The following is a 20867-nucleotide window of genomic DNA, read 5'->3' as shown; positions in this document are numbered from 1 at the left end:
GCGAGGCCGACTCACACAGTCACGATCGGATCAGCCGGTTGACCGCGGCAGTGGCCTCCTGAATCTTCTCGTGGGCGGCCTCGTCGCTAAGCTTGGCGGCATCGAGCACGTCGCTAAGCTTGGCGGCATCGAGCACACAGTGCTTCAGGTGATCATCGTGGGCATTCAGCGCCACGACGATCGTCGACAGCGACATCAGAATCGCTCCGACCGACATCGGCAGCACGAACCCGACGCGGGCGAGCACACCGGCGGCAAGCGGCACCGAAATCAGGTTGTACCCCGCCGCCTGGGCTGACCGGGTGTGTCCGATAAACGGTGGATCTGGCCTGGCGTTCATTAGTTGATTCGTCCTTCGAATGCGATCGCGAACGCGTTCAGCGCCGGCTTCCATCTGGTCGCCCAGCGTGCCTGAGTAGTACGTTCGGCAACTCCGCCCCCAAGACAAAAACCCTGGTCAACCGCCTAGAGCGTGGGGTCTACGAGGTCTCTCGACGTCCCCAGGATACCGCTCCGAAGGATGATCGTGGCCCTGTTGCGAGCACTGTCGAGACGGCTCAAACTTTTCTGACCGACTCCGAGGTGGACGCCCTCGTCGGCGACTACCTGGCCGGGATGAGCGTCAAGGCGCTCGCTGAGAGGTACGGCATTCACCGCGCCACCGTGTTCTCCCATCTGCGTCGCCGCAACGTGCCGAGCCGCCGACCAAGGCTGGGGATCGACGAGAAGGCCGAGGCCGTGCGGCTCACCCGAGCGGGCGTCTCGATGCGGGCCATCGGTCGCCGGATGGGCGTGGACCGTAAGGCCGTGCGGGCTGCACTGGTCGAGGCTGGACTCATCGTGGACGAGGCGAGCGATGACTCGTAGCTGCGGTTCCGAGTTGCTGATCCGTCGGTAGCGCTCGGCGCACCTCGTCGGTAACGAGCGCCGAGAGGAACCGATGACGACCAGCGTGAGTGAGGTCGCGAATGACGAGCGCACCGCGAGGATGGTGCTGTCCATGCTCATCGAACCCAATGACCCGGTGACAGGACGCATCTTGTCCAGGCTCGGAGCAGTCGAGACGCTTTGGCTCGCTGAGCGCGACGGCGCGGTGGTGGGGCTGAGCCCTGTGGACGCGCGGGTCTGGAAAGCGGATCAGGCTCCGTTCGTCAGGCGAATCACTTGCGAAACGCCCACGTGGGGTCCAGTCTGGTACCAGAACGACGCAGCTCTACCGCGCGTTCGCGCTTCTGCTTGGACCACATGGTCCGGGTGGGTTCTACACCTCCGACCGTCGAACAAACATCGGCAGTGGAGTTATAGCGACTCCGCGTAAAGGGGGGGTGGTGAGATGGTGACCTCATGTGCGGACCTGCGCATCGCTCAGCAGATGGATCCGCGCTCGATGTCGGTCGATCTGTCCCGAGAGGGCGACGAGTACGTTCCTGAGGCGAACCTGCCAGGCATCGACTCGGAGTCCATCGAGCTGGGTGGGCGGCCAGCCGCTCACCGTCCGCGCGGTCAGCGGCCCAGTCCGCGACCGCCGGCGCGAAGTGGTTCACCGCCGAACGGCCCCCACGGGCAATTCATGCGGCTGCTGGGACTGGCGCCCGGCATCGACAGCGACAGCGTCACCGCCAGCTGCGACCTGGGCGTCCTGCGGGTGGTGATGCCCATCGAGCAGCCCGCAGTCCGGAAAGATCCCCCTGAAGCAGCCTGCTTCCTGACTCTGGGCACTCAGCCCTGCGCCTGCGCCGATCCTGGCGCGCTCTTTGACGACCCCTGAAACGTGTCTCACGCTACAAGAATGGAACAATCATCATGGCCAAGGCAGTAGGAATCGATCTGGGAACCACGAACTCCGTTATCGCCGTCTGGGAGGCCGGCGAGGAGAAGGTCATCCCGAACGCGGAGGGAGCCCGCACTACCCCGTCGGTGGTCGCTTTCACCGAGGACGGTGAACGGCTGGTGGGGCAGCTTGCCCGCCGGCAGAGCATCCTCAACCCGAAGGGCACCATCTCGTCCGCCAAGCGGTTCATCGGCCGGTCCTTCGACGAGATCAAGGAGGAAGCCAACGCCGTCGGCTTCGACGTCGTGGAAGGCCCCAACGGCGAAGCACGGTTCAACATCCGCGGCAAGCAGTACGCGCCGGAGGAGATCAGCGCCCAGGTGCTGCGCAAGCTCGTCGACGACGCCAGCAAGTTCCTCGGTGAGAAGGTGACCGAGGCCGTCATCACCGTTCCCGCCTACTTCAACGACGCCCAACGCACCGCGACCAAGGACGCCGGACGCATCGCCGGGCTCGAGGTGCTGCGCATCATCAACGAGCCCACCGCCGCCGCACTGGCGTACGGAATGGACAAGAAGAACCACGAGACCATCCTGGTGTTCGACCTCGGTGGCGGCACGTTCGATGTCAGCCTCCTCGACGTGGGCGACGGGGTCGTCGAAGTGCGATCTACCGCGGGTGACACCCACCTGGGCGGCGACGACTTCGACCGCCGGCTGGTGGACTACTTTGCCGACGAGTTCAAGAACGAGAACGGCATCGACCTGCGCAACGACCCGCAGGCGCTGCAGCGACTGTTCGAGGCGGCCGAGAAGGCGAAGGTCGAGCTCAGCTCGGTGTCCCAGACCCAGGTCAGCCTGCCCTTCATCACCGCCGACGCCAGCGGACCCAGGCACCTCACCATGACCGTGAAGCGGTCCAAGTTCGAAGACCTCACCGCTGACCTCGTTGAGCGGTGCCTCGGTCCGGTGCGTCAGGCGATGGCCGACGCGAAGGTCAGCGAGAACGATATCGACGAGGTCATCCTCGTGGGCGGTTCCACCCGCATCCCCGCTGTCCAAGCGCTCGTCAAGCGGCTCACCGGCGGCAAGGAGCCGAACATGACGGTGAACCCCGATGAGGTGGTCGCTGTGGGCGCCGCCATCCAGGCGGGCGTCCTCAAGGGCGACGTCGACGACGTGCTGCTGCTGGATGTCACCCCGCTGTCGCTGGGTGTGGAGACCCGCGGTGGCGTGATGACGAAGATCATCGAACGCAACACCACCATCCCCGCCCGACGCAGCGAGGTGTTCTCCACGGCCGAAGACAACCAGCCGTCGGTGGAGATCGTCGTCCTGCAGGGCGAGCGGGAGAACGCCGCAGACAACCGGGTGCTGGGCCGGTTCCAGCTCACCGGCATCCGCCCCGCTCCTCGCGGTGAAGCGCAGGTGGAGGTCACCTTCGACATCGACGCGAACGGCATCCTGCACGTGACGGCGAAGGACAAGGACACCGGCACCGAGCAGGGCATCACCATCAGCGACACCTCGAATCTGGACCAGGGCGAGATCGACCGGATGATCAAGGAAGCCGAGCAGCACCGTGCTGACGACCAGGCGCTGCGCCAGGCCGTGGACGCCCGCAACGAGCTGGACTCCGCCGCCTACCAGGTCGAGCGGGTACTGCGTGAGCTCGGCGACGCTGCACCGGAGCACGAGCGTGCCCGCGCGGAGCTGCTCATCACGCAGGCCCGCGAGGCAGTGCAGAACAACGTCGGCGAGCAGGAAGCGAAAGAGCGCACCGGCGAGCTACTGCAGGTTGCGCAGTCCCTTGCTGCGGCCCGCGCGAACGCCAGCCACGCTGAGCAGCCCGCTCAGGACGACGAAGACGACGTCGTCGACGCCGAATTCGACAAGTAGCACGGAGGGAGGATCGCGATGGTCGAGGAGCAGAACGAGGACACGCGGGCCGTGGACCTGCTGAACGACGACCTCACCGACGTGTCCCCGGAGGAGATCCGCGCCGCGCAAGCAGCGGTCGCCGCCCAGTTGGAGACGGCCGAGGACCGGTGGCGCCGGGCGGCGGCGGACTACGACAACCTCCGCAAACGGATGGCGCGCGAGATCCAGACCGTCCGCGAGCAGGAGCGGCGGCACACCGCCAAAGCCTTCTTGCCCGTCGTCGACGGGCTGGACCGGGCGCTCAGCTTCGGGGTGGACCTTGACGAGGGCGTTCTGGGTGGCATGCAGGCCATCCGGGCGCAGGCCGCTGACGCGTTGCGCGCACTCGGGTACCCCGAGATTGTCATCGACGGTGCGGAGTTCGACCCGCAGCTGCACGAGGCGGTCTCGGTGGTCGAGGATGCCAGCGTCCCGCCGCGCAGCATCCTCGCCGTCACTCGCCCCGGGTTCGGAACGCCTGAGCGGATGCTGCGACCGGCTGCGGTTGTGGTCACCCGCAGGCCGGACGAGGAGTAGGAGATGGCGGAGGATCTTTACAGCGCGCTCGGGGTCTCCCGGTCGGCGGATCAGAAGGAGATCCGCCGCGCCTACCGGGAGAAGGCCCGCAAGTTCCACCCGGACGTCAACAAGACCCCGGGGGCGGAGGAGACCTTCAAACGGATCAGTGAAGCCCACGATGTGCTGTCGGACCCGGAAACCCGCTCACAGTACGACCGGTTCGGTGAGAACTTCCGGCAGTACGCCGCCGCGGACGCGGCTCGCTCCTCCGAGCAGCCGCGCCGCAGCGGGGGCACCCGATACACGTGGAGCGGGGGCGGCGCGCAGAGCTCGAACTGGGAGGACCTCTTCGGGGGCGGCTTCGGTGGTTTCGGTCGCGGCGCCGACCACACCGCGGAGCTGGAGATCACCGTCGAGGAGGCCTACCGGGGCGGGCGGCGCACCGTGCAGGTCGCGTCCCCGTACGGCGGCGCGCAGGAGTACACCATCGACATCCCAGCGGGCGCTGTCGACGGGCAGCGGCTGCGGATCTCGGGCGCAGGCGGAGCGGGCGCCGACGGACAGGACGGGGACCTGCTGGTCACGCTGCGCGTGAAGGACAGTAAGCGGTACCGGCTCAGCGGCGCGGACATCGAAACGGATCTTCCCATCTCACCGTGGGAGGCGGCGCTGGGCGCGGATGTCAGCGTGCCCACCCCCGGCGGCCCGGTCACCGTGCACGTTCCGCCCGGCTCGTCCACTGGCAGGCGGCTCCGCCTGCGCGGGCAGGGGATGCCCCGCAGAGGACAGCCGGGAGACCTGTATGCGCGGGTGAAGGTCGTCGTTCCGCGCACTCTCAGCAAGAAGGAGAAGGAGCTGTTCGAACAGCTCCGCGACGAATCGTCGTTTGATGCCAGGAGAGGATCATGACCTCACATCACCTGCCCGTCCGTGTCGCCCGGGCCGACCTGGCGGCGACCGCGGTGGCCGCAGGTATCCACCCGGATACGCTGCGGAAGTTCGTCGAGCTGGGGCTGGTCACCGCCCACGTCGACACCAGCGGCCGGCTGTGGTTCGCCGGTACCGTCCCCGCCCGCGTGCACACCATCGTGCGTCTGCACTCCGATCTTGCCGTGAACTACGCCGGCATCGCACTCGTGCTCGACCTGCTCGCCCGCATCGAGCAGCTCGAGCAGCACCGGACCATCCGACTTGAAGGAGACACCCCATGGACATGAACTCACTCACTCAGAAGTCGCAGGAAGCGCTCACCTCGGCCCAGAGCATCGCGGTCCTGGCCGGTCAGATCGAGACGGATGAGGAGCATCTCCTGCTCGCACTGCTGCAGCAGGAGGAGGGGCTGGTTCCCCGACTGCTGCAGACAGCGGGTGCTGACGTGGAAGCGGTACGCGCCGACGTCGAAGCGGAGATCGCCCGCAAGCCCAGCGTCTCCGGGTCCTCCCCGCAGACCGGTCAGGTGTATCTGAGCCGCAGCCTCACCTCCACCCTGGAACGGGCGGAGCGGGAGGCAAAGCGGCTGAAAGACTCCTACATCTCCGTGGAGCATCTCGTTCTGGCCCTCGCCGACGACTCCTCCAACCGTGCCGCGTCCCGCGTGCTGCGCGGGCACGGTGTCACCCGGGAGAGCTTCCTCAGCGCGCTCACCAAGATCCGCGGCAACCAGCATGTCAACTCCGCCACCCCCGAGCAGACGTACGAGGCGTTGGAGAAGTACGGCCGTGACCTGGTCGCTGACGCCCGGTTGGGCAAGCTTGACCCGGTCATCGGGCGTGATGCGGAGATCCGCCGGGTCATCCAGATCCTCTCCCGCAAGACCAAGAACAACCCCGTCCTCATCGGCGAGCCCGGTGTCGGAAAGACCGCCATCGTGGAAGGCCTTGCCCAGCGGATCTTGCGTGAGGACGTGCCCGAGGGCCTTCGTGACAAGACCGTGTTCTCGCTGGACCTGTCTGCCCTGGTCGCCGGCGCGAAGTACCGGGGCGAGTTCGAGGAGCGAATGAAGGCAGTCCTGGCGGAGGTGAAGGCAGGGGAGGGACGCATCCTGCTGTTCATCGACGAGTTGCACACCCTGGTGGGGGCGGGAGCCACCGAAGGGGCGATGGACGCCGGCAACATGCTCAAGCCGATGCTCGCCCGCGGGGAGCTGCACCTCATCGGTGCCACCACCCTCGATGAGTACCGCAAGCACATCGAGAAGGACGCTGCCCTGGAACGCCGGTTCCAGACGGTGATGGTCGAGGAGCCTGACGTGGAGGACGCGATCTCCATCCTCCGCGGCCTGCGCGAACGACTGGAGATCTTCCACGGTGTCCGCATCCAGGACAGCGCACTGGTCGCGGCCGCCGTGCTGTCCCACCGGTACATCTCCGACCGGTTCCTGCCCGACAAGGCCATCGACCTCATCGACGAAGCCTGCGCGCGATTGCGAACCGAGATCGACTCAATGCCCGCTGAGCTCGACGAGCTGACCCGGCGGGTGACCCGCCTGGAGATCGAGGAAGCGGCGCTGTCGAAGGAAACGGACACTGCCAGCAAGAAACGGCTGGAGGAGCTGCGCCGGGAACTGACCGACCTGAAGGCGGAGGCGGACTCCAAGCGCGCCCAGTGGGAGGCGGAGCGTCAAGCGATCCGCAAGGTCCAGGAGCTGCGCGGTGAGCTGGAGCGGCTGCGGCGGGAGGCGGAGGAAGCTGAGCGCTCCTACGACCTCAACCGTGCCGCTGAACTGCGGTACGGGGCTATCGCTGACGCGGAACGACGCCTGCACGCCGAGGAGGAGCGTCTCGCCTCCAAACAAGGCCGGCAGAGGCTGCTGCGGGAGGTGGTCACCGAGGACGAGATCGCCGAGATCGTCGCAGCGTGGACGGGTATCCCCGTGGCCCGGCTGCAGGAAGGTGAACGCAACAAGATCCTCACCCTGGACGCCACCCTCAAGGAGCGGGTGGTCGGTCAGGATGAGGCCATCACGCTCGTCAGCGACGCGATTATCCGTGCCCGCTCCGGCATCCGCGACCCGCGCCGACCCATCGGCTCGTTCATCTTCCTCGGCCCCACCGGAGTGGGAAAGACCGAACTGGCCAAAGCGCTCGCGCAAGCACTGTTCGACAGCGAGTCGGCAATGGTCCGGCTGGACATGAGCGAATACCAGGAACGTCACACCGTCAGCCGGCTCGTCGGTGCACCTCCCGGGTATGTCGGGTACGACGAGGGAGGGCAGCTGACCGAGGCGGTGCGCCGCCACCCGTACAGCGTGGTCCTTTTCGACGAGATCGAGAAAGCGCACCCGGACGTTTTCAACACGCTGCTGCAGGTCCTCGACGACGGCCGCATCACCGACAGCCAGGGACGCACCGTCGACTTCCGCAACACCATCGTCATCATGACCTCCAACATCGGTGCCCATCACCTGTTGGGCTCCGATGGCGGCGCGATCCCCGACGACGTGCGAAACAAGGTGCTCGGTGAGTTGCGCGCCCACTTCCGTCCCGAGTTCCTCAACCGGGTGGACGACATCGTGGTGTTCTCGCCGCTGGGTCGTGAACAGATCCAGGACATTGTGGAGCTGCAGTTCACCGACCTGCGCTCCCGGCTGGCCGAGCGTCAGATCCGCATCGAGCTGACGCCCGCGGCACGCCAGCTCATCGCTGACCGCGGCTACGACCCCGTGTACGGTGCGCGTCCGCTGCGACGCTACATCAGCCATGAGATCGAGACCCGACTGGGTCGTGCGCTGCTGAGCGGGCAGCTGGTGGACGGGTCGACGGTCACGCTGGACGTGCAGGACGGCGACCTCGTCTTCAACATCGCAGCGCCCGCCGAAGAGGAGGACACGGCGTGAGCGCGATTGTGACCTGCCCCAACTGCGGGAAGAAGAACCGTGTCCCCGCCGCCGCGTCGGGGTACCCGCGCTGCGGCGTCTGCAAGAGCGCCGTGCCGTGGATCGTCGATGCGGGCGATGCGGACTTCGCCGAGGTGGTCGAGCAGGCCCCGCAAGTGGTGCTCGTGGACTTGTGGGCGACCTGGTGCGGACCGTGCCGAATGGTCAGCCCCGCCCTCGAGAAGGTCGCCACGGAACGTGCCGGCAAGCTCAAGCTGGTGAAAGTGGACGTGGACGCCGCCCCGGAGACGGCCCGCAAGTTCTCCGTCCAGGCGGTGCCGACTCTGCTCATCCTCAACCAAGGGAACGTGCTCTCCCGCCAATCCGGAGCCGCCCCGCCGGACGTTGCGCTGGGTGGACGAGGCGCTGCAGAAGAAGGCTGACTCGGCCGGCGCTGCCCCATAAGATATGTCGACCTACACGTCGCGCTCATCCGCCCGGTCCGTCCCCGGACACCCGGGTCATGTGAGGACTGCGTGGCGGCCGGCACGCCCTGGCTGCACCTGCGGATGTGCCGCACCTGCGGGAAGGTCGGGTGCTGCGACTCCTCCCCGATGCGGCACGCCCGCACGCATGCGCTCACGGCGGGGCACCCCATCGTGCGGTCGCTGGAGCTGGGGGAGAACTGGAGCTGGTGCTACGTGGACGAAGCGTACCTATGAGTGACACGCCCGCCGCCAACCGCCGCCAGGTCGCTCAGGCCGAGACGCCTGACACCATCGGCGCCTTCCCGCGGCTCAGCGACGAGCAGATCGCGGTGCTGCTCGTACGAGGGCAGCGCCGCACACTCACCGACGGGGAGGTTCTCATCCAGCCCGGCGAGCACCCGTCCTCCCTCTATGTCGTCCTGGAAGGGCACCTGCTGACGGCGGACACCGAGCTTGCGGCGGATCCGCGTCAATCCGATGAGTCGTTGGCGGTCGGGGTGCACGGCCGCGGCCGGTTCGTGGGGGATGTCGGGTTACTGGAAGGACAGCCGTCTTTCGTGGTCGTCTCCGCCATCGGCGCCGCCGAGGTGGTGGAGGTGCCCGTCGATGAGCTGGAGGCCATCGTCACCTCGGACCCGCTGTTGGGTGAGATCATCCTGCGGGCCTACCTCATCCGCCGCTCCCTGGCCATCGGGGCGGGAGCGGGCCTGCGGGTCGTCGGCTCCTGCTTCTCCCCGCAGACCCGGGATCTGCTGGACTTCATCGCACGAAACCGGCTGCCCCACCGGCTGGTGGACCTAGATGAGGACGAGAATTCGGAGGGGCTGGTCCGTCAGCTCGGCGCCACCGTCGCCGACTTCCCGCTGGTGATCCTCGGCGGCTCGCGCACCGTCCTGGGTGCCACCCCGGCACGGCTTGCCGACGAGTTGGGGATGCGCCCGCCCGCCCCACCGGCCACCTGCGATGTGGTGGTCGTCGGCGCTGGGCCGGCTGGTCTTGCCGCGGCGGTGTACGCAGCCTCCGATGGGTTGTCGGTCTACCTGTGCGACGCGGTCGCCACCGGCGGGCAGGCGGGAACGTCAGCGAAGATCGAGAACTATCTGGGGTTTCCCGCCGGAATCTCCGGCACTGAGCTCGCCGACCGCAGCCTCCTGCAAGTGCGCAAGTTCGGTGCCACGTTGGACATCCCGACCACGGTCCGGGAGGTCGTGGAGGATGAGGACCGCTTCCGGGTGATCTTCGAAGATGGCAGGGAGGTCACCTCAGATGTGGTGGTCCTTGCCACCGGGGTGCGATACCGCTCGCTTCCGGCCGCGGGGCTGGACCGGTTCCAGACCTCGAACGTGTTCTACGCGGCAACAGCGCAGGAAGCGCGGATGTGCGTAGACATACCTGTCGCTGTTGTCGGCGGCGGCAACTCGGCCGGCCAGGCCGCGCTGTTTCTTGCCCGCACGTCCTCCCGTGTGCACCTTGTGGTACGCGCCGCGGACCTGGGAGCGGGAATGTCCAGATACCTGGTGGACCAGATCCAACATCACCCCCGTATCAATGTGATGCTGTCCTCGGAGGTCGTGGAAGCGCACGGCGACAACCATCTGGAAGCGGTCACAGTCCGTCACGGTGACGTGCTGGAGAAGCTCCGCGTGGAGCACATGTTCGTCTTCGTCGGCGCCGCTCCGGCGACGACGGGATTGAAGGTCGATGTGGCACGCGATCCCGACGGGTACATCCTCACCGGCGCGGAGGCGGAGCTGGCCGGCGTGCGGACGGAAGGAAGCCCCCGCTTCTCTTTGGAGACCACCATCCCCGGGGTCTTCGCTATCGGCGATGTGCGGCACGGGTCTGTGAGGCGAATGACCTCGGCTGTGGGTGAGGGCGCCAGTGTGGTCCGGCAGATCCACGAGTACCTGAACGAGGGTCGTCACAGTCGGGTGTGCGCATGAGCTCCGACATCCAGGGACACCGGACGCCGCACGCCGCCCCGAACCCGGCAGCCGTGGGAGAACCCGCGGATCCTCCGGTGGCCCATGCGGGCGTAGCGGGCGAGATCCGCTCGACGTTGCGTCGGATGAGGTGGTTTCGCCGCATGCCGGTGCTGCACATCGCCGAGGAACGCGGCGAGGCCCGACAGTGCTGCTGCTGCACGGTATCGCCTCCTCATCGGTGACGTTTCACCACGTGATCCCGCTGCTCGAGCGCACCCACCGGTGCATCACGCCAGCAGGAGCCGCCGAACTCACTGGCCTGGCGACACGAAGAACCCAACTCGAGGGCGAGCAGCACAAGCTGCTCCAAGCTCACTACGCCGGAGCCATCCCGCTCGACCTGCTCAAGAAGGAGCAGGACCGGATCACTGCGTCGCTGGAGACCATCGAGCACCGGATCAACGCTCACCACGGCCACTACGCTGATGCCCGTGCGAACCTCGACGACTCGCTGAAACTGCTGTCGAACGCCGGTCTCCGGGATGGCTGCCAGCCCCTGAAGCGGTCAGCGCACCTCGTCGGTAACGAGCGTCGAGAGGAACCGATGATGGCCAGCTTGATTGATGTCGCGAGCGACGAGCGCACTGCGAGGATGGTGCTGTCGATGCTCGTCGAGCCCAATGACCCGGTGACAGGACGTATCTTGTCCAGGCTGGGCGCGGTCGAGACGCTTTGGCTGGCTGAGCACGACGGTGCAGTGGTCGGGCTGAGCCCGGTGGACGCGCAGGCCTGGCGCGACCACCTCAGCGCGCCAGGCACAAAGGAACTGACCGCGCGCATCGACCATGCGCAGCAATCGGGCGTTCGAGCGCTCATTCCGGGCGATAGCGATTGGCCCACTGAACCGCCCTGGGTTTGTTGGAGGCTCTTGACCTTGGAAACGAGGATGGAGTCATGGTGTCGAAGCAGGGACCTGGTGGGTCGACGGGGCGTCGGTATTCGCCGGAGGAGAAGGCGTCTGCGGTGCGGATGGTCAGGAGGTTGCGAGCGGAGCTCGGGACCGATCACGGGACGGTGCAGCGCGTGGCGACGCAGCTCGGTTACGGGGTCGAGTCCGTCCGCAGCTGGGTCAAGCAAGCAGACGTCGACGACGGTCACGTTGCCGGGGTGACCACGGCGGAGGCGCGACGGATGCGAGAGCTTGAGCAGGAGGTTCGCGAGTTGCGGCGGGCCAACGAGATTCTGAAGCGGGCGGCGTCTTTCTTCGGGGCGGAGCTCGACCGCCAACACCGGAAATAGTCGCGTTCATCGACGCGAACAAGAACGACGTCATCGAGGGTCGCCCGCTTGGAGTCGAGCCCATCTGCGACCTCTTGCAGATAGCTCCGAGCACGTATTACGCCGCGAAAGACCGTGCCCCGTCGGCGCGGTCGATCAGTGACGCCGTCCTGACCCCTGAGCTTGTCGCTCTCTGGGAAGACAACTATCGCGTCTATGGGGTCCGGAAACTCTGGAAAGCGGCTCGCCGGGCGGGGATTGAGATCGGCCGGGATCAGACGGGCCGGCTCATGCGGGCAGCGGGTATCGAGGGAGCGATCCGGTCGAAGCGGGTGAAGACGACCAGGCCCGATCCGACCTCGGCTCGGCATCCTGATCTGGTGAAGCGGGAGTTCACCGCATCCGCACCGAACCGGCTCTGGGTTACCGATCTGACGTTCGTTCCCACCTGGGCCGGCGTCGCCTACGTCTGCTTCATCGTTGACGCGTTCAGTCGGATGATCGTGGGGTGGCGGTGCGCGTCACATATGCGCACTGAGATGGTTCTCGACGCGATCGAGATGGCCCGCTGGTCAAGGGGCCGCCATCACGAGGATCTGCGGTGTCACAGCGACGCCGGGTCTCAATTCACGTCGATTCGCTACGGCGAACGCCTCGCTGAGATCGGTGCGACACCATCGATCGGAACCGTCGGGGACAGCTATGACAACGCCCTCGCCGAGACAGTCAATGGCTACTACAAGACCGAACTCGTCCGCGGACCCGCCAGATCCGGTCCGTGGAAGACGGTCGAGGACCTGGAACTGGCGACCCTCGGCTGGGTGCATTGGCACAACACGCAACGCCTGCATGGCTACCTCGGCGACATCCCGCCCGCGGAGTTCGAGGAAGCGTTCTATGCTGGCCCAACAGCCGCCGACCGGCTGCTGGGAATCAAATAACGTCAGTCTCCATCAAACCCAGTGCGGTTCACTCGACGAAAAGCCGATCCCTGTGGATCGACATGCCGAACCCGCCGTACATGCCCGGGTAGTCGAACCACAAGCTCTCAAGCTGTTCCAGGGCAATGACTTCGGTAGGCACTTGTCGGAACCTCACCGGGTCAAGCCTCTGGGTGCGCTCTGCAATCAATTCAGCCAAATGCCGATCCCACGCAGCATACTTTCGCTGCTCGTATTCTCCGGTCGCGCGCACGCCCAACGGATCCAACAGATGAGGGTGGCCGCGCTTCTCAGCGATATCGAGCGGACGATCGCCGTCGGCGTTCCTGAGCGACCGCCACGCCCCCCGCTGAATAAGCTGCTCCACGACGTCTACCGGTGCACCCAGCCACGCGGCCTGGTGCAGCGGCGTGAACCAGGATCTCCCGCTGATCCGCCAGTGGTTGGGCGTCAGCCAGTCATCCGAGTCCAGAAGCCTCAAGACTTCCGTCCAGCTCCCGGCTTTCGCCGCGTCGGCAACGAGATCGACGTTCTCCACGTAGCTCGCCTTCAGTGCTTCGGTGTCGACGACGCCGTGCCATTCGGTACTCATCGGTGTGCCTCCTGCGCTACTCGGCAACTTTGACTAGGAAGGTGCTCCCAGAATCTGCGTCGGCGGCTGATGCGAGCGTCGGCAACTCGGCTCCGTTCAGCCCAGCAAGCTCCAAAGCCGCCTGACCGGCCAAATGGGCCGACCGGATGGACTGCCCGTTCGCGATGGACGCGTAGAACTGAGCGGCGTAGTTGATCGCGTCGCCGTCCTCAATGCTGTCAGCCATCCCGATCGCAAAAGGCACAACCTCGGCGACGAGTTGGTGAATCTGAGACGCCGACTTGCAGGCATTGAGTAGCACCAGCAGCGGGGGTTCGTCAGTCGCTGCGATCGCCCGTGAGAACGCACGCGCAGTGACGACATGTCCATGGTGCGGGGCGTCATTCTCGTGTTCGAACACCACGAGGTCTTCATTGCTGTGCCCTGAGAAATGCACGACATGCGGGCGGAACTTGGTGATGCCATCAAGCAAATCGTTCGCGGTGGCAGCCGGGCGCACATCGAGGTCGATCAGGTCGCGGTGGAGCGCGGACCGATCCATGGTGCGAACGGGGTGACGAACTACGGCGAGCGCACCGTGCTGGTGCGGGCGGACATGGATGATGCGGCACGGGTGAAGACGCTCGCGCACGAGTTGGGGCATGTGCTTATGCACGACCCCGAGAGCGTCGACGTGCGCCTGCATCGCGGCATTGGCGAAGTTGAGGCCGAGTCGGTCGCACTCATGATCGGCGCCGCGCACGGCATGGACACCAGTAGCTACACGATCCCGTACGTCACCACCTGGGCCGCGCAGGTCGACGGGAAAAAACCCGCCGATGTCGTCAAGACCACCGGAGAGCGGGTGCGTGCGATCGCGCTGAAGATTCTCGATCAGCTCGACACCGACCAACTCGGCACCGGTACTCCGCCGGGGCTGCAACGAGATGTCCCGGCCCGCGCGAGCGCGGAACGGCAGCCTCCCGAACGCAGGATCGCGTCCGCCGTGGGCGCCACGGCATCCTCGCGGCACGATCCCGCTCGGGCTGAGGTGCGGAGCATCGCATGACTGCCGTGCACAGCGCCTTCTCATCGGTCATGGCGCGGATGCCGGGTACAGCGACATCGAAGCAGACCGCGCTCGTGTTGGCTGCTGCGGGCGTGCCCGTGTTTCCGGTCGCCGCTGAAAGCAAGCGGCCGCTGACTCGGCGAGGGTTCCATGATGCGTCGGCCGATCCCGGGCAACTCAGGTCGTGGTGGAGTGCGCACCCTCGCGCGAATCTCGCCATCCCGACCGGCAAGACGTCGGGTGTCGTGGTCGTCGACGTTGATGTACACGGCCAGGTCAACGGTTACGACGCGCTCAACCGGGCGCACGTCGCCGGGCTTGTCGCCGGGTGGGAGATGACGGTGCGATCGCCTTCCGGCGGTCTACACCTCTACTTCCACGCGTCGTCGTCGGATCAGCAGCGGTCGTGGCAAGCGGCGCGCGCCGGTATCGACTTCCGCGGCGACGGCGGCTACATCATCGTCCCGCCCTCCGCCCGCATGATCGAAGGTGAACGAACCGCCTACGTGATCGATCGCATCAACTCGGAGCAGCGCTTCATGCTCGATGCCGAGCGGCTTCGCGACTTCCTCGACCCGCAGCCCGCGATCCATCGGAGCGATCCTGCGATTGATCAGCCATTCGCAGTGGAGCGCCTTGCTGCATGGGTTGCTCGGCGACAAGAGGGCGAACGAAACCACGGCCTGTTCTGGGCGGCCTGCAAGATGGCCGAGCACGATGTTCCGGCAGGCAGCGCGCTCGAAGCGCTCACCGTGGCGGGCGGCTCGGCCGGACTCACCGACCGTGAGATCTCGACGACCGTGCGCTCCGCCTACCGCTCCGTCCATGGCTCGCAGCCGAGCGGGGCTCGGGCTTCATCGCTTCCGCAACCGGACCGGGCGCCACCGTGCAATTCACAATCACGAGTGCTGGCATGAACACCATCTCGACGAGTCGCCGCTGGGCTGTCGTCACCGCGGTGGCGGGCACTGTGTTTATTGCCGCTGGCGCCTTCTGGCTCTCGTTCACTTCTCTCGCCGACCTCGCCAGGCGCTCCGGCATCGGAGTAGGGCAAGCCTGGGCGTGGCCGTTGATCATCGACGGGATCATCGTCGTCGCCACAGTCGCAGTCGTCGCGCTCGCTGGCAACCGCTCCGCTTGGTATCCCTGGGCACTCCTGATCGGCGGTGCTGTCGTTTCCGTCACCGCGAATGCGATCCACGCGGTGATCGCAGCCGACGCGGACGTTCCCAGCGTCCTCGCTGGTGCCGTCGCCGCAGTGCCGCCGGTGGTGCTGCTCGCGATCACACATCTCACGGTCATCCTCACCAGCGCAGTATCCGCCCCTGCCGCAGACTCCGATCCCGATCCCGATCCGGCAACCGAACTGGACGCCGAGGCGCTGGTGTCGCCGGATCGTCGCGAGCTGGCCGCCGCGTTACGCGGCAGCGGGTGGACGAACAAGCGGATCGCCCGCGAACTCAACGTGCATCCCTCGACGATTGGCCGCTGGCTCATCTCAGACGAGGATGCCCCTGCGCCAGCTATCGAGACGACTTCGACGACGAACTCCCACCTACTCAGCAAGACGCACCCAGAAGAGGAGCCATGAACATGAGTGCCGAAGAATACGACCGCCGTCGCGATGGCCTTGCCGGTGACGTGGCCGGGACCGAAGGTACGCCGGAGGCGATTGAAGCCGCCTCGATCGGACGTCACCGCCATGGGTACCCGTTGGATCCTGCTGCCGCGCGAGCACGCGGGGTGGAGTGGGTGCGGCCCACAGACCTCCTCGCGCGCGGTGGTTCCCGAGTTGCCGGTGCCGGGATCGACTTCCAGCAGGAACTCGCTCGCAGAGCGCGCGGGGCCACCGCCGATCGCCTGCACGTGATTGGCGATCGCGCACGTCGTCTCCCGCCCCTGTCGGCGTTTGGCCGCGGGAGTGCCGAGCGCGGTGTCGATCGGGGTGCGGTCGGCATGCGCTGACCACCGGAACTCCAGGAGGTTGGCTATGCGCGCGAACACGGTCACTCCCGTCGTGGGAGCGAGTGCGCACCTGCCTGCCAGGAGGTATCCCACCATGCGCACCACATCGACATCGAATGTCACCGAACCCGCCGAAGACTTCAACACGGGTGAAGGCCTGCGCCGTGTGCTCACTCGTTTGCACCAGCAGGGGTCGAGCGCGTGGAAGCACGACCCGGTTGCTGCGGATCTCATGGCCTTCACCGCAGACAAGTACGCGGCGCTCGCGCGCAAGCACGGACTCGACCCCTGGGAAGCGGCGAGCGCTGCATTCGAGGTCATGCGTGCAAAGGCGACTCGCCAAGCGAAGGATCCCTGGGCGGTCATCACCCGCGGCGTACAAGTCACCTGCATCGCTGAGGAACGCGGGCAAGGGCTGCTCTGCTCGACGAACCAAGCACGCCGACCGCAGTTCTCCGCACTGCACGATCCCGAGCGCATCTCCGATCGCGAGAACCCGCTGTCGGACTACCACCGGGCGTTCCGCGTGACCGACAATGTCGACATTGACGACGAACCGGAGATCGATGAGGTTCACGACGAACTCTCTTCGGCGTCGTCAGCTCGCGCCGCGATCGCCGATGCGGTGCGGTTGTTCACGCTGCTCGACTGGCCCGAGGATGTCGCCAGACTGGGAATCGATCGGGTCTGCGAGGCTACCGAACGTGCCGGGAATCGGGCGAGCGCCTACGAGTCGCTGCGCCGCGACAAGCATGCACTCGTACTGCTGGACCTGCCCGCACACTCGTGGTCCGCGCTGCAGCGGGCGATCCTCGGGAACACCCATCCTGCGTTGCAAGCCACCGCAGCCGGGCGTGGAGTGCTGCTCCGGCTCCTGCTCGGTGAAACGCTGCAGTCGCTGCTGCACGACGAGGAGCTCGTCTTCCAGATCGCACTCGCCGCGCCGGGGCGGCGGAGATGACCTGTCATGGACGAGAAGCAGGGGAACGGCGCCGTCACTCGAACTGTCGAGTCGATCCATATTGGGCGGCGCCATCGCAACGACCTCGGCGACATCGCGGCCCTCGCGCAGTCGATCGACCGTGACGGGCTCCTGCAGCCGATCACGGTCACACCCGACGGCGTACTCGTGTGTGGTGCGCGGCGCCTGGCTGCCATCAAGCAACTTGGCTGGACCGAGGTTCGGGTGTGGGTGCGTTCGGGGATCTCGACGTCGCTCGGGTACATGCTCGCGGAGCAAGACGACAATGTGCTCCACAAGCCGCTCACGCAGTTGGAAGCGGCGGCGCTGTATCGGGAGATGAAGGCGCTGCTCGCCGAGGATGCGGCACAGCGGAAGGCTGCAACCCAGCTGTCGACGGAGCATCAGCCCAGGTGGAACGGTCATGCCGAATCGGCAGGACCGTTGGAGACGCCATTGGGTTCGGCCCGTCGTCAGGCGGCAGAGATGATCACGGGCACGTCGTCATACACACGGCTCGAAGAGATCAACCTCATCCAACGAACTGCCGAGGACTCAGTGCAGTCAGAGGATCTGCGACAGGTCGCGCAGGAGTTTCTCGACGAGATTCGCGACGGCGCACCGGTACACCCGCGCTGGGTGCGAACTCGAGAACTCGTTGCCGCTGCGACGGCCGATCGCGACGTCCTGTTGCACCGGCTGGCCGAAGAGAAGCTCGCCGAGATCAAGGCGGGCAAGAAGCCGAAACGACGCACCCCCGGTGCGGACGCCCCCGCCGCCATCGAGCCGATGACGGTACGAGCGTTCGTCATCACCTGGACCGAACTCGGAGGGCTCTGCGCAAGTACCGATCCCATAGCAATTGCAGCGAAACTCACCGAAGCTGAAGCCGACATGTTCTTCGCAGCTATCGAGCGATGGAGCCAGTTCGCCGACCACCTGCGCGAAGCGCTCGACCAACTGCACGCTGAGAACGAAGCTCCGCCGCGACTGCGCGCTATCTGAGGCGGCGGCGAGCGCTCGGATCTTGCAGTGCACCTGCTGGGCATGAGAACTTCAGCTGATCCCAGGACGCGCCGCAAGCTCATCGCAATGATCGTAAGCGGAGTGATCTTGCTCGCCCTTGTTGCTGTGGGCGGCTATGGGCTCCTCAGCGGCACCGACAGCGAGATGGCACCAGTTCATCGCGATCCTGCGCCGTCATCGACGGCATCTCCGCGACCCGAGACTCCTTCGCGGCCTCAAGTGCCGCGGATCCTGCCCACGAGCAACCCGGAGACCTTCGCACGCCGCGTCGCTGCGGCGCTGTTCACCTGGGACACCGGAGCTGGATTGATGCCACTCGACTACACCTCAGCGATTCTTGATGTCGGCGATCCCTCGGGCACCGAGCAGGCCGGACTCGCCGCCGACATCGCGACCTATCTGCCCAGCCGGGAAGCATGGGTGCAGCTGCGCCAATACGCCACCACCCAGTACCTGACGATCGACAACATCGCTGTACCCGACGCGTGGAGCGAAGCAGTCGCACAAGCCCAGCCCGGCCAGCTCCCACCCGGCGCGATCGCGTACACGATCGACGGCGTACGACACCGCGACGGCATCTGGAACGACGTACCGCAAGTGCTCACCGCACCAGTCGCCTTCACGGTGTTCCTCGCTTGCCCACCGGACGGTGACCCCTGCTACCTGCTGCGGCTTTCGCAACTCGGCAGCCCACTCAGGTAGGAGGGCATCGTGTTGAAGAAGCTCGCCATCGGCGCCCTCGCCTTGATGTTCCTCGCGCCGACGCTCGGTCTCGTAAGCATTGGGCTCGTGATGAACACCGCCGCGCTCGCCGCCTGCACGGTCAGCGGCAGTGGGGTCAGCGTGCGGAACGTCCCCGATTCGCTGCAAGTCACCACGGCGGACGGGTACACATTCACTCTTAACAAGCGGCAGCTCACACACGCGGCGACCATCATCACCGTCGGCTCGAAGATCGAAGGCGTCAACCGAGATGCGTTGAAGATCTCGTTGATGGCGGCGCTGACCGAGTCGACGCTACGGATGCTTGCGAACACGGGGACCTACCCAGAATCCGGCGACTACCCAAACGACGGCAACGGGTCCGACAACGACTCGCTCGGCCTGTTCCAGATGCGCCCGCAGTCTGGCTGGGGCACGGTCGCCGAGCTGATGGATCCGGAGTACCAGGTTGCGGCGTTCTTCGGCCGGCCGACGGGGCCGAACTATCCGTCACCGCGAGGGCTCCTCGACATTCCCGGCTGGGAGTCGATGGGGCTCGGCGAAGTCGCGCAAGCCGTCGAAGTCTCGGCCTACCCGGAACGGTACGATAATTACGCGCCGGTCGCCGAGGAGATCCTCGTGACGCTCACGACTGGTGGTGCTTCGGCATCGGCGACTACTCCCGCAGGTTCGCTTTCAAACGCATCGAACACGTCGTCGAAAGTGGTGTTCCCGCTACCAGAAGGCACCTGGGTGCAATCAGACGACTTTGGGCCGCGTATCGACCCGATCTCCGGTGAGCAGACGACGCATCACGGCTTGGACTTTGCTGCCCCTGATGGCACCCCGATCCTTGCCGCCGTAGATGGCGTCGTCACCGTCGCCGAGTTCAGCGACAACTGGGGCGGACTCATCGTCATCGAACATCAGCTGGATAACGAGACGGTCGCGACCGCTTACGCGCACATGTGGCAGACCGGCATCCATGTCACCGCGGGCGAGCCCGTTGTCGCGGGCCAACACATCGGCGATGTCGGTTCATCTGGCTACTCGACGGGCGCTCATCTGCACTTCGAAGTTCGCCCTGGCGGCACCAACGGCACCGCCATTGACCCCGCCGCTTGGCTGAACGACCACGAGGCTGCGAACCTGCCCGAGGCGACGACCGGCCCATCCAACTGCGAAGCCGGAGGCACCAGATGAACGTGTTCCCTGACTTCGACAGCCTCGGAGGCATCGGCGACCTCAAGGTCTTCGTCGGCGCGCTGCTGACGATCATCCTGATCGTCGCTGTCCTCATGATCATCATCTGCGCGATCATCTGGGCCATCGCCACCTCGACCGGCAACCCCGGCATGTCAGCGAAGGGACGGGGCGGCGTCTTTGTCGCGCTCGGAGCAGCCGCGCTCGCCGGATGCGGCGTCGCCTGGATCAACTGGCTGATCGGCATCGGCGAGCAGTTGTAGTCCACGCGCGCCGCCGGAACCTGCTGCGCACCTTGCTGGCGACCCTGTTTCGCTTCCGTCCTCGTGGCGGGCTAATCGCAAGGAGCACGTCGTGTTCGAACTCGCCTCAACGCTGCTGGAAGTTGCCGCACAGCTTCCCGCCCTGGTGCCGATGGAGATCGACATTACGCCGAATGATTCCGGTCTGCCGGGGATCGCGCAGTTGCGCACCATCGTCGGCGCCGTCATGACGGTCGGGCTGATCCTGAGCGTCCTCGCGCTCATCGTGTCCGCGATCGTGTGGGGATTCGGATCGAACTCGTCCAACCCGCACCTGGCGTCGCGCGGCAAAGTCGGCGTACTCGTCTCCTGCGGTGCCGCGGTGCTATGCGGTGCGGCAGTGACGCTCATCAACTTCTTCTGGGGCGTCGGCCAGCAGGTCTGACGCACACATTTCAAAGACCCGAAGGTGG

The 20867-nt window shown here is 66.1% G+C and carries 24 protein-coding genes, 2 pseudogenes and 1 other annotated feature; of the genes and pseudogenes, 21 read left to right on the top strand and 5 right to left on the bottom strand.

The genetic code is table 11. The annotated features are described in order from the left end of the window. Nucleotides 1-19: 19 nt before the first annotated feature. Nucleotides 20-289, bottom strand: a pseudogene (locus tag FM104_RS13585) (hypothetical protein); the annotation flags it as partial. Nucleotides 290-582: 293 nt separating this feature from the next. On the opposite strand from FM104_RS13585, the gene FM104_RS13580 reads away from it, so the two are divergent. From FM104_RS13580 to FM104_RS13530, 10 genes are all read left to right on the top strand, one after another. Further along, a complete protein-coding gene (locus FM104_RS13580) occupies nt 583-867 on the top strand; it encodes a hypothetical protein (protein ID WP_172664066.1) in 285 nt (94 codons plus the stop codon). 469 nt (nt 868-1336) lie between these two features. After that, the gene (locus FM104_RS13570; RefSeq protein ID WP_179206808.1) at nt 1337-1768 is read left to right on the top strand and encodes an Hsp20/alpha crystallin family protein; all 432 of its coding nucleotides are present in this window, start codon (nt 1337-1339) and stop codon (nt 1766-1768) included. Between the two features lie 35 nt (nt 1769-1803). Continuing rightward, on the top strand, nt 1804-3669 hold the full coding sequence (dnaK, locus tag FM104_RS13565; protein ID WP_087132770.1) for a molecular chaperone DnaK: 1866 nt from the start codon (nt 1804-1806) through the stop codon (nt 3667-3669). A gap of 18 nt (nt 3670-3687) precedes the next feature. Then, nucleotides 3688-4227: a nucleotide exchange factor GrpE gene (locus FM104_RS13560; protein ID WP_087132769.1), complete on the top strand. Its 540-nt coding sequence runs from the start codon at nt 3688-3690 to the stop codon at nt 4225-4227. A 3-nt stretch (nt 4228-4230) separates the two neighbouring features. Continuing rightward, complete coding sequence (locus tag FM104_RS13555) at nt 4231-5118, top strand: DnaJ C-terminal domain-containing protein (protein WP_087132768.1); 888 nt, start codon at nt 4231-4233, stop codon at nt 5116-5118. Then, a complete protein-coding gene (locus FM104_RS13550; RefSeq protein ID WP_087132767.1) occupies nt 5115-5426 on the top strand; it encodes a chaperone modulator CbpM in 312 nt (103 codons plus the stop codon). The genes FM104_RS13555 and FM104_RS13550 overlap by 4 nt, the downstream gene beginning before the upstream one ends. Then, a complete protein-coding gene (clpB, locus tag FM104_RS13545) occupies nt 5417-8044 on the top strand; it encodes an ATP-dependent chaperone ClpB (RefSeq protein WP_087132766.1) in 2628 nt (875 codons plus the stop codon). The genes FM104_RS13550 and clpB overlap by 10 nt, the downstream gene beginning before the upstream one ends. Continuing rightward, the gene (gene trxA, locus FM104_RS13540) at nt 8041-8466 is read left to right on the top strand and encodes a thioredoxin (protein ID WP_218778583.1); all 426 of its coding nucleotides are present in this window, start codon (nt 8041-8043) and stop codon (nt 8464-8466) included. Before clpB ends, trxA begins: the two co-directional genes overlap by 4 nt. Nucleotides 8467-8559: 93 nt before the next feature. Continuing rightward, complete coding sequence (locus tag FM104_RS13535; protein WP_245642855.1) at nt 8560-8745, top strand: UBP-type zinc finger domain-containing protein; 186 nt, start codon at nt 8560-8562, stop codon at nt 8743-8745. Then, nucleotides 8742-10454, top strand: coding sequence for an FAD-dependent oxidoreductase (locus tag FM104_RS13530; RefSeq protein WP_087132764.1), 1713 nt, complete (start codon nt 8742-8744; stop codon nt 10452-10454). Before FM104_RS13535 ends, FM104_RS13530 begins: the two co-directional genes overlap by 4 nt. Before the next feature lie 214 nt (nt 10455-10668). Here the strand turns inward: FM104_RS13530 and FM104_RS16805 are convergent, their stop codons facing one another. Together FM104_RS16805 and FM104_RS16800 are read right to left on the bottom strand one after the other, a co-directional pair. Next, nucleotides 10669-10905: a hypothetical protein gene (locus tag FM104_RS16805; RefSeq protein WP_256971669.1), complete on the bottom strand. Its 237-nt coding sequence runs from the start codon at nt 10903-10905 to the stop codon at nt 10669-10671. Nucleotides 10906-11001: 96 nt separating this feature from the next. Then, the gene (locus tag FM104_RS16800) at nt 11002-11283 is read right to left on the bottom strand and encodes a hypothetical protein (protein ID WP_256971668.1); all 282 of its coding nucleotides are present in this window, start codon (nt 11281-11283) and stop codon (nt 11002-11004) included. A gap of 107 nt (nt 11284-11390) precedes the next feature. Here FM104_RS16800 and FM104_RS13520 point away from each other — a divergent pair. Then, nucleotides 11391-12655 (top strand): IS3 family transposase gene (locus tag FM104_RS13520; protein ID WP_143738419.1). Its coding sequence is split into 2 segments (ribosomal slippage): nt 11391-11694 and nt 11694-12655, totalling 1266 coding nucleotides; the frame shifts between segments, so codons are not numbered across the junction. Further along, nucleotides 11690-11824 (top strand) — a sequence feature (AL1L pseudoknot). Its footprint overlaps the gene before it by 135 nt. Before the next feature lie 28 nt (nt 12656-12683). Here FM104_RS13520 and FM104_RS13515 read toward each other — a convergent pair. Together FM104_RS13515 and FM104_RS13510 are read right to left on the bottom strand one after the other, a co-directional pair. Then, nucleotides 12684-13247 carry an ankyrin repeat domain-containing protein gene (locus tag FM104_RS13515; RefSeq protein WP_087132762.1) on the bottom strand — a complete coding sequence of 188 codons (564 nt, stop codon included), beginning with the start codon at nt 13245-13247 and terminating at the stop codon, nt 12684-12686. 16 nt (nt 13248-13263) lie between these two features. Continuing rightward, nucleotides 13264-13788, bottom strand: a complete 525-nt coding sequence (locus FM104_RS13510) for a CHAT domain-containing protein (protein WP_256971667.1) — start codon at nt 13786-13788, stop codon at nt 13264-13266. A gap of 12 nt (nt 13789-13800) precedes the next feature. On the opposite strand from FM104_RS13510, the gene FM104_RS13505 reads away from it, so the two are divergent. The 10 genes and pseudogenes from FM104_RS13505 (at nt 13801) to FM104_RS13460 (ending at nt 20839) form a co-directional block, all read left to right on the top strand. Beyond that, nucleotides 13801-14295 carry an ImmA/IrrE family metallo-endopeptidase gene (locus FM104_RS13505; RefSeq protein WP_444875230.1) on the top strand — a complete coding sequence of 165 codons (495 nt, stop codon included), beginning with the start codon at nt 13801-13803 and terminating at the stop codon, nt 14293-14295. Next, nucleotides 14292-15212: a bifunctional DNA primase/polymerase gene (locus FM104_RS13500; RefSeq protein WP_087132761.1), complete on the top strand. Its 921-nt coding sequence runs from the start codon at nt 14292-14294 to the stop codon at nt 15210-15212. The genes FM104_RS13505 and FM104_RS13500 overlap by 4 nt, the downstream gene beginning before the upstream one ends. After that, nucleotides 15209-15886 (top strand): DUF2637 domain-containing protein, encoded by a 678-nt coding sequence (locus tag FM104_RS13495; RefSeq protein ID WP_087132760.1) that lies wholly within the window; start codon nt 15209-15211, stop codon nt 15884-15886. Before FM104_RS13500 ends, FM104_RS13495 begins: the two co-directional genes overlap by 4 nt. A 2-nt stretch (nt 15887-15888) precedes the next feature. Further along, entirely contained in the window at nt 15889-16260 is a 372-nt protein-coding gene (locus tag FM104_RS16795) for a hypothetical protein (protein ID WP_256971666.1), read from the top strand. A 94-nt stretch (nt 16261-16354) separates the two neighbouring features. Further along, complete coding sequence (locus FM104_RS13485) at nt 16355-17221, top strand: hypothetical protein (protein ID WP_087132759.1); 867 nt, start codon at nt 16355-16357, stop codon at nt 17219-17221. A 6-nt stretch (nt 17222-17227) separates the two neighbouring features. After that, nucleotides 17228-18226 (top strand): ParB N-terminal domain-containing protein, encoded by a 999-nt coding sequence (locus FM104_RS13480; RefSeq protein WP_087132758.1) that lies wholly within the window; start codon nt 17228-17230, stop codon nt 18224-18226. Between the two features lie 87 nt (nt 18227-18313). Then, nucleotides 18314-18949, top strand: a complete 636-nt coding sequence (locus tag FM104_RS13475) for a hypothetical protein (RefSeq protein WP_256971665.1) — start codon at nt 18314-18316, stop codon at nt 18947-18949. A gap of 9 nt (nt 18950-18958) precedes the next feature. Beyond that, nucleotides 18959-20140, top strand: a pseudogene (locus FM104_RS13470) (M23 family metallopeptidase); the annotation flags it as partial. Nucleotides 20141-20148: 8 nt separating this feature from the next. Then, nucleotides 20149-20415 (top strand): DUF6112 family protein, encoded by a 267-nt coding sequence (locus FM104_RS13465; protein ID WP_087132756.1) that lies wholly within the window; start codon nt 20149-20151, stop codon nt 20413-20415. A 151-nt stretch (nt 20416-20566) separates the two neighbouring features. After that, on the top strand, nt 20567-20839 hold the full coding sequence (locus FM104_RS13460) for a DUF6112 family protein (RefSeq protein ID WP_087132797.1): 273 nt from the start codon (nt 20567-20569) through the stop codon (nt 20837-20839). Nucleotides 20840-20867: the final 28 nt, after the last annotated feature.

Source organism: Microbacterium esteraromaticum (assembly GCF_900163815.1).
Classification (GTDB): Bacteria; Actinomycetota; Actinomycetes; order Actinomycetales; family Microbacteriaceae; genus Microbacterium; species Microbacterium esteraromaticum_B.
This window is presented reverse-complemented; position numbering and strand designations above follow the sequence as displayed.

Excerpts from the sequence above, each read along its gene's own strand:
- dnaK (WP_087132770.1), top strand. The coding sequence starts at position 1,804 with ATGGCCAAGGCAGTAGGAATCGATCTGGGAACCACGAACTCCGTTATC.
- FM104_RS13560 (WP_087132769.1), top strand. The coding sequence starts at position 3,688 with ATGGTCGAGGAGCAGAACGAGGACACGCGGGCCGTGGACCTGCTGAAC.
- FM104_RS13555 (WP_087132768.1), top strand. The coding sequence starts at position 4,231 with ATGGCGGAGGATCTTTACAGCGCGCTCGGGGTCTCCCGGTCGGCGGAT.
- FM104_RS13550 (WP_087132767.1), top strand. The coding sequence starts at position 5,115 with ATGACCTCACATCACCTGCCCGTCCGTGTCGCCCGGGCCGACCTGGCG.
- clpB (WP_087132766.1), top strand. The coding sequence starts at position 5,417 with ATGGACATGAACTCACTCACTCAGAAGTCGCAGGAAGCGCTCACCTCG.
- FM104_RS13530 (WP_087132764.1), top strand. The coding sequence starts at position 8,742 with ATGAGTGACACGCCCGCCGCCAACCGCCGCCAGGTCGCTCAGGCCGAG.
- FM104_RS16800 (WP_256971668.1), bottom strand. The coding sequence starts at position 11,283 with ATGGTCGATGCGCGCGGTCAGTTCCTTTGTGCCTGGCGCGCTGAGGTG.
- FM104_RS13515 (WP_087132762.1), bottom strand. The coding sequence starts at position 13,247 with ATGAGTACCGAATGGCACGGCGTCGTCGACACCGAAGCACTGAAGGCG.
- FM104_RS13510 (WP_256971667.1), bottom strand. The coding sequence starts at position 13,788 with ATGGATCGGTCCGCGCTCCACCGCGACCTGATCGACCTCGATGTGCGC.
- FM104_RS13500 (WP_087132761.1), top strand. The coding sequence starts at position 14,292 with ATGACTGCCGTGCACAGCGCCTTCTCATCGGTCATGGCGCGGATGCCG.
- FM104_RS13495 (WP_087132760.1), top strand. The coding sequence starts at position 15,209 with ATGAACACCATCTCGACGAGTCGCCGCTGGGCTGTCGTCACCGCGGTG.
- FM104_RS16795 (WP_256971666.1), top strand. The coding sequence starts at position 15,889 with ATGAGTGCCGAAGAATACGACCGCCGTCGCGATGGCCTTGCCGGTGAC.
- FM104_RS13485 (WP_087132759.1), top strand. The coding sequence starts at position 16,355 with ATGCGCACCACATCGACATCGAATGTCACCGAACCCGCCGAAGACTTC.
- FM104_RS13480 (WP_087132758.1), top strand. The coding sequence starts at position 17,228 with ATGGACGAGAAGCAGGGGAACGGCGCCGTCACTCGAACTGTCGAGTCG.
- FM104_RS13475 (WP_256971665.1), top strand. The coding sequence starts at position 18,314 with ATGATCGTAAGCGGAGTGATCTTGCTCGCCCTTGTTGCTGTGGGCGGC.
- FM104_RS13465 (WP_087132756.1), top strand. The coding sequence starts at position 20,149 with ATGAACGTGTTCCCTGACTTCGACAGCCTCGGAGGCATCGGCGACCTC.
- FM104_RS13460 (WP_087132797.1), top strand. The coding sequence starts at position 20,567 with ATGGAGATCGACATTACGCCGAATGATTCCGGTCTGCCGGGGATCGCG.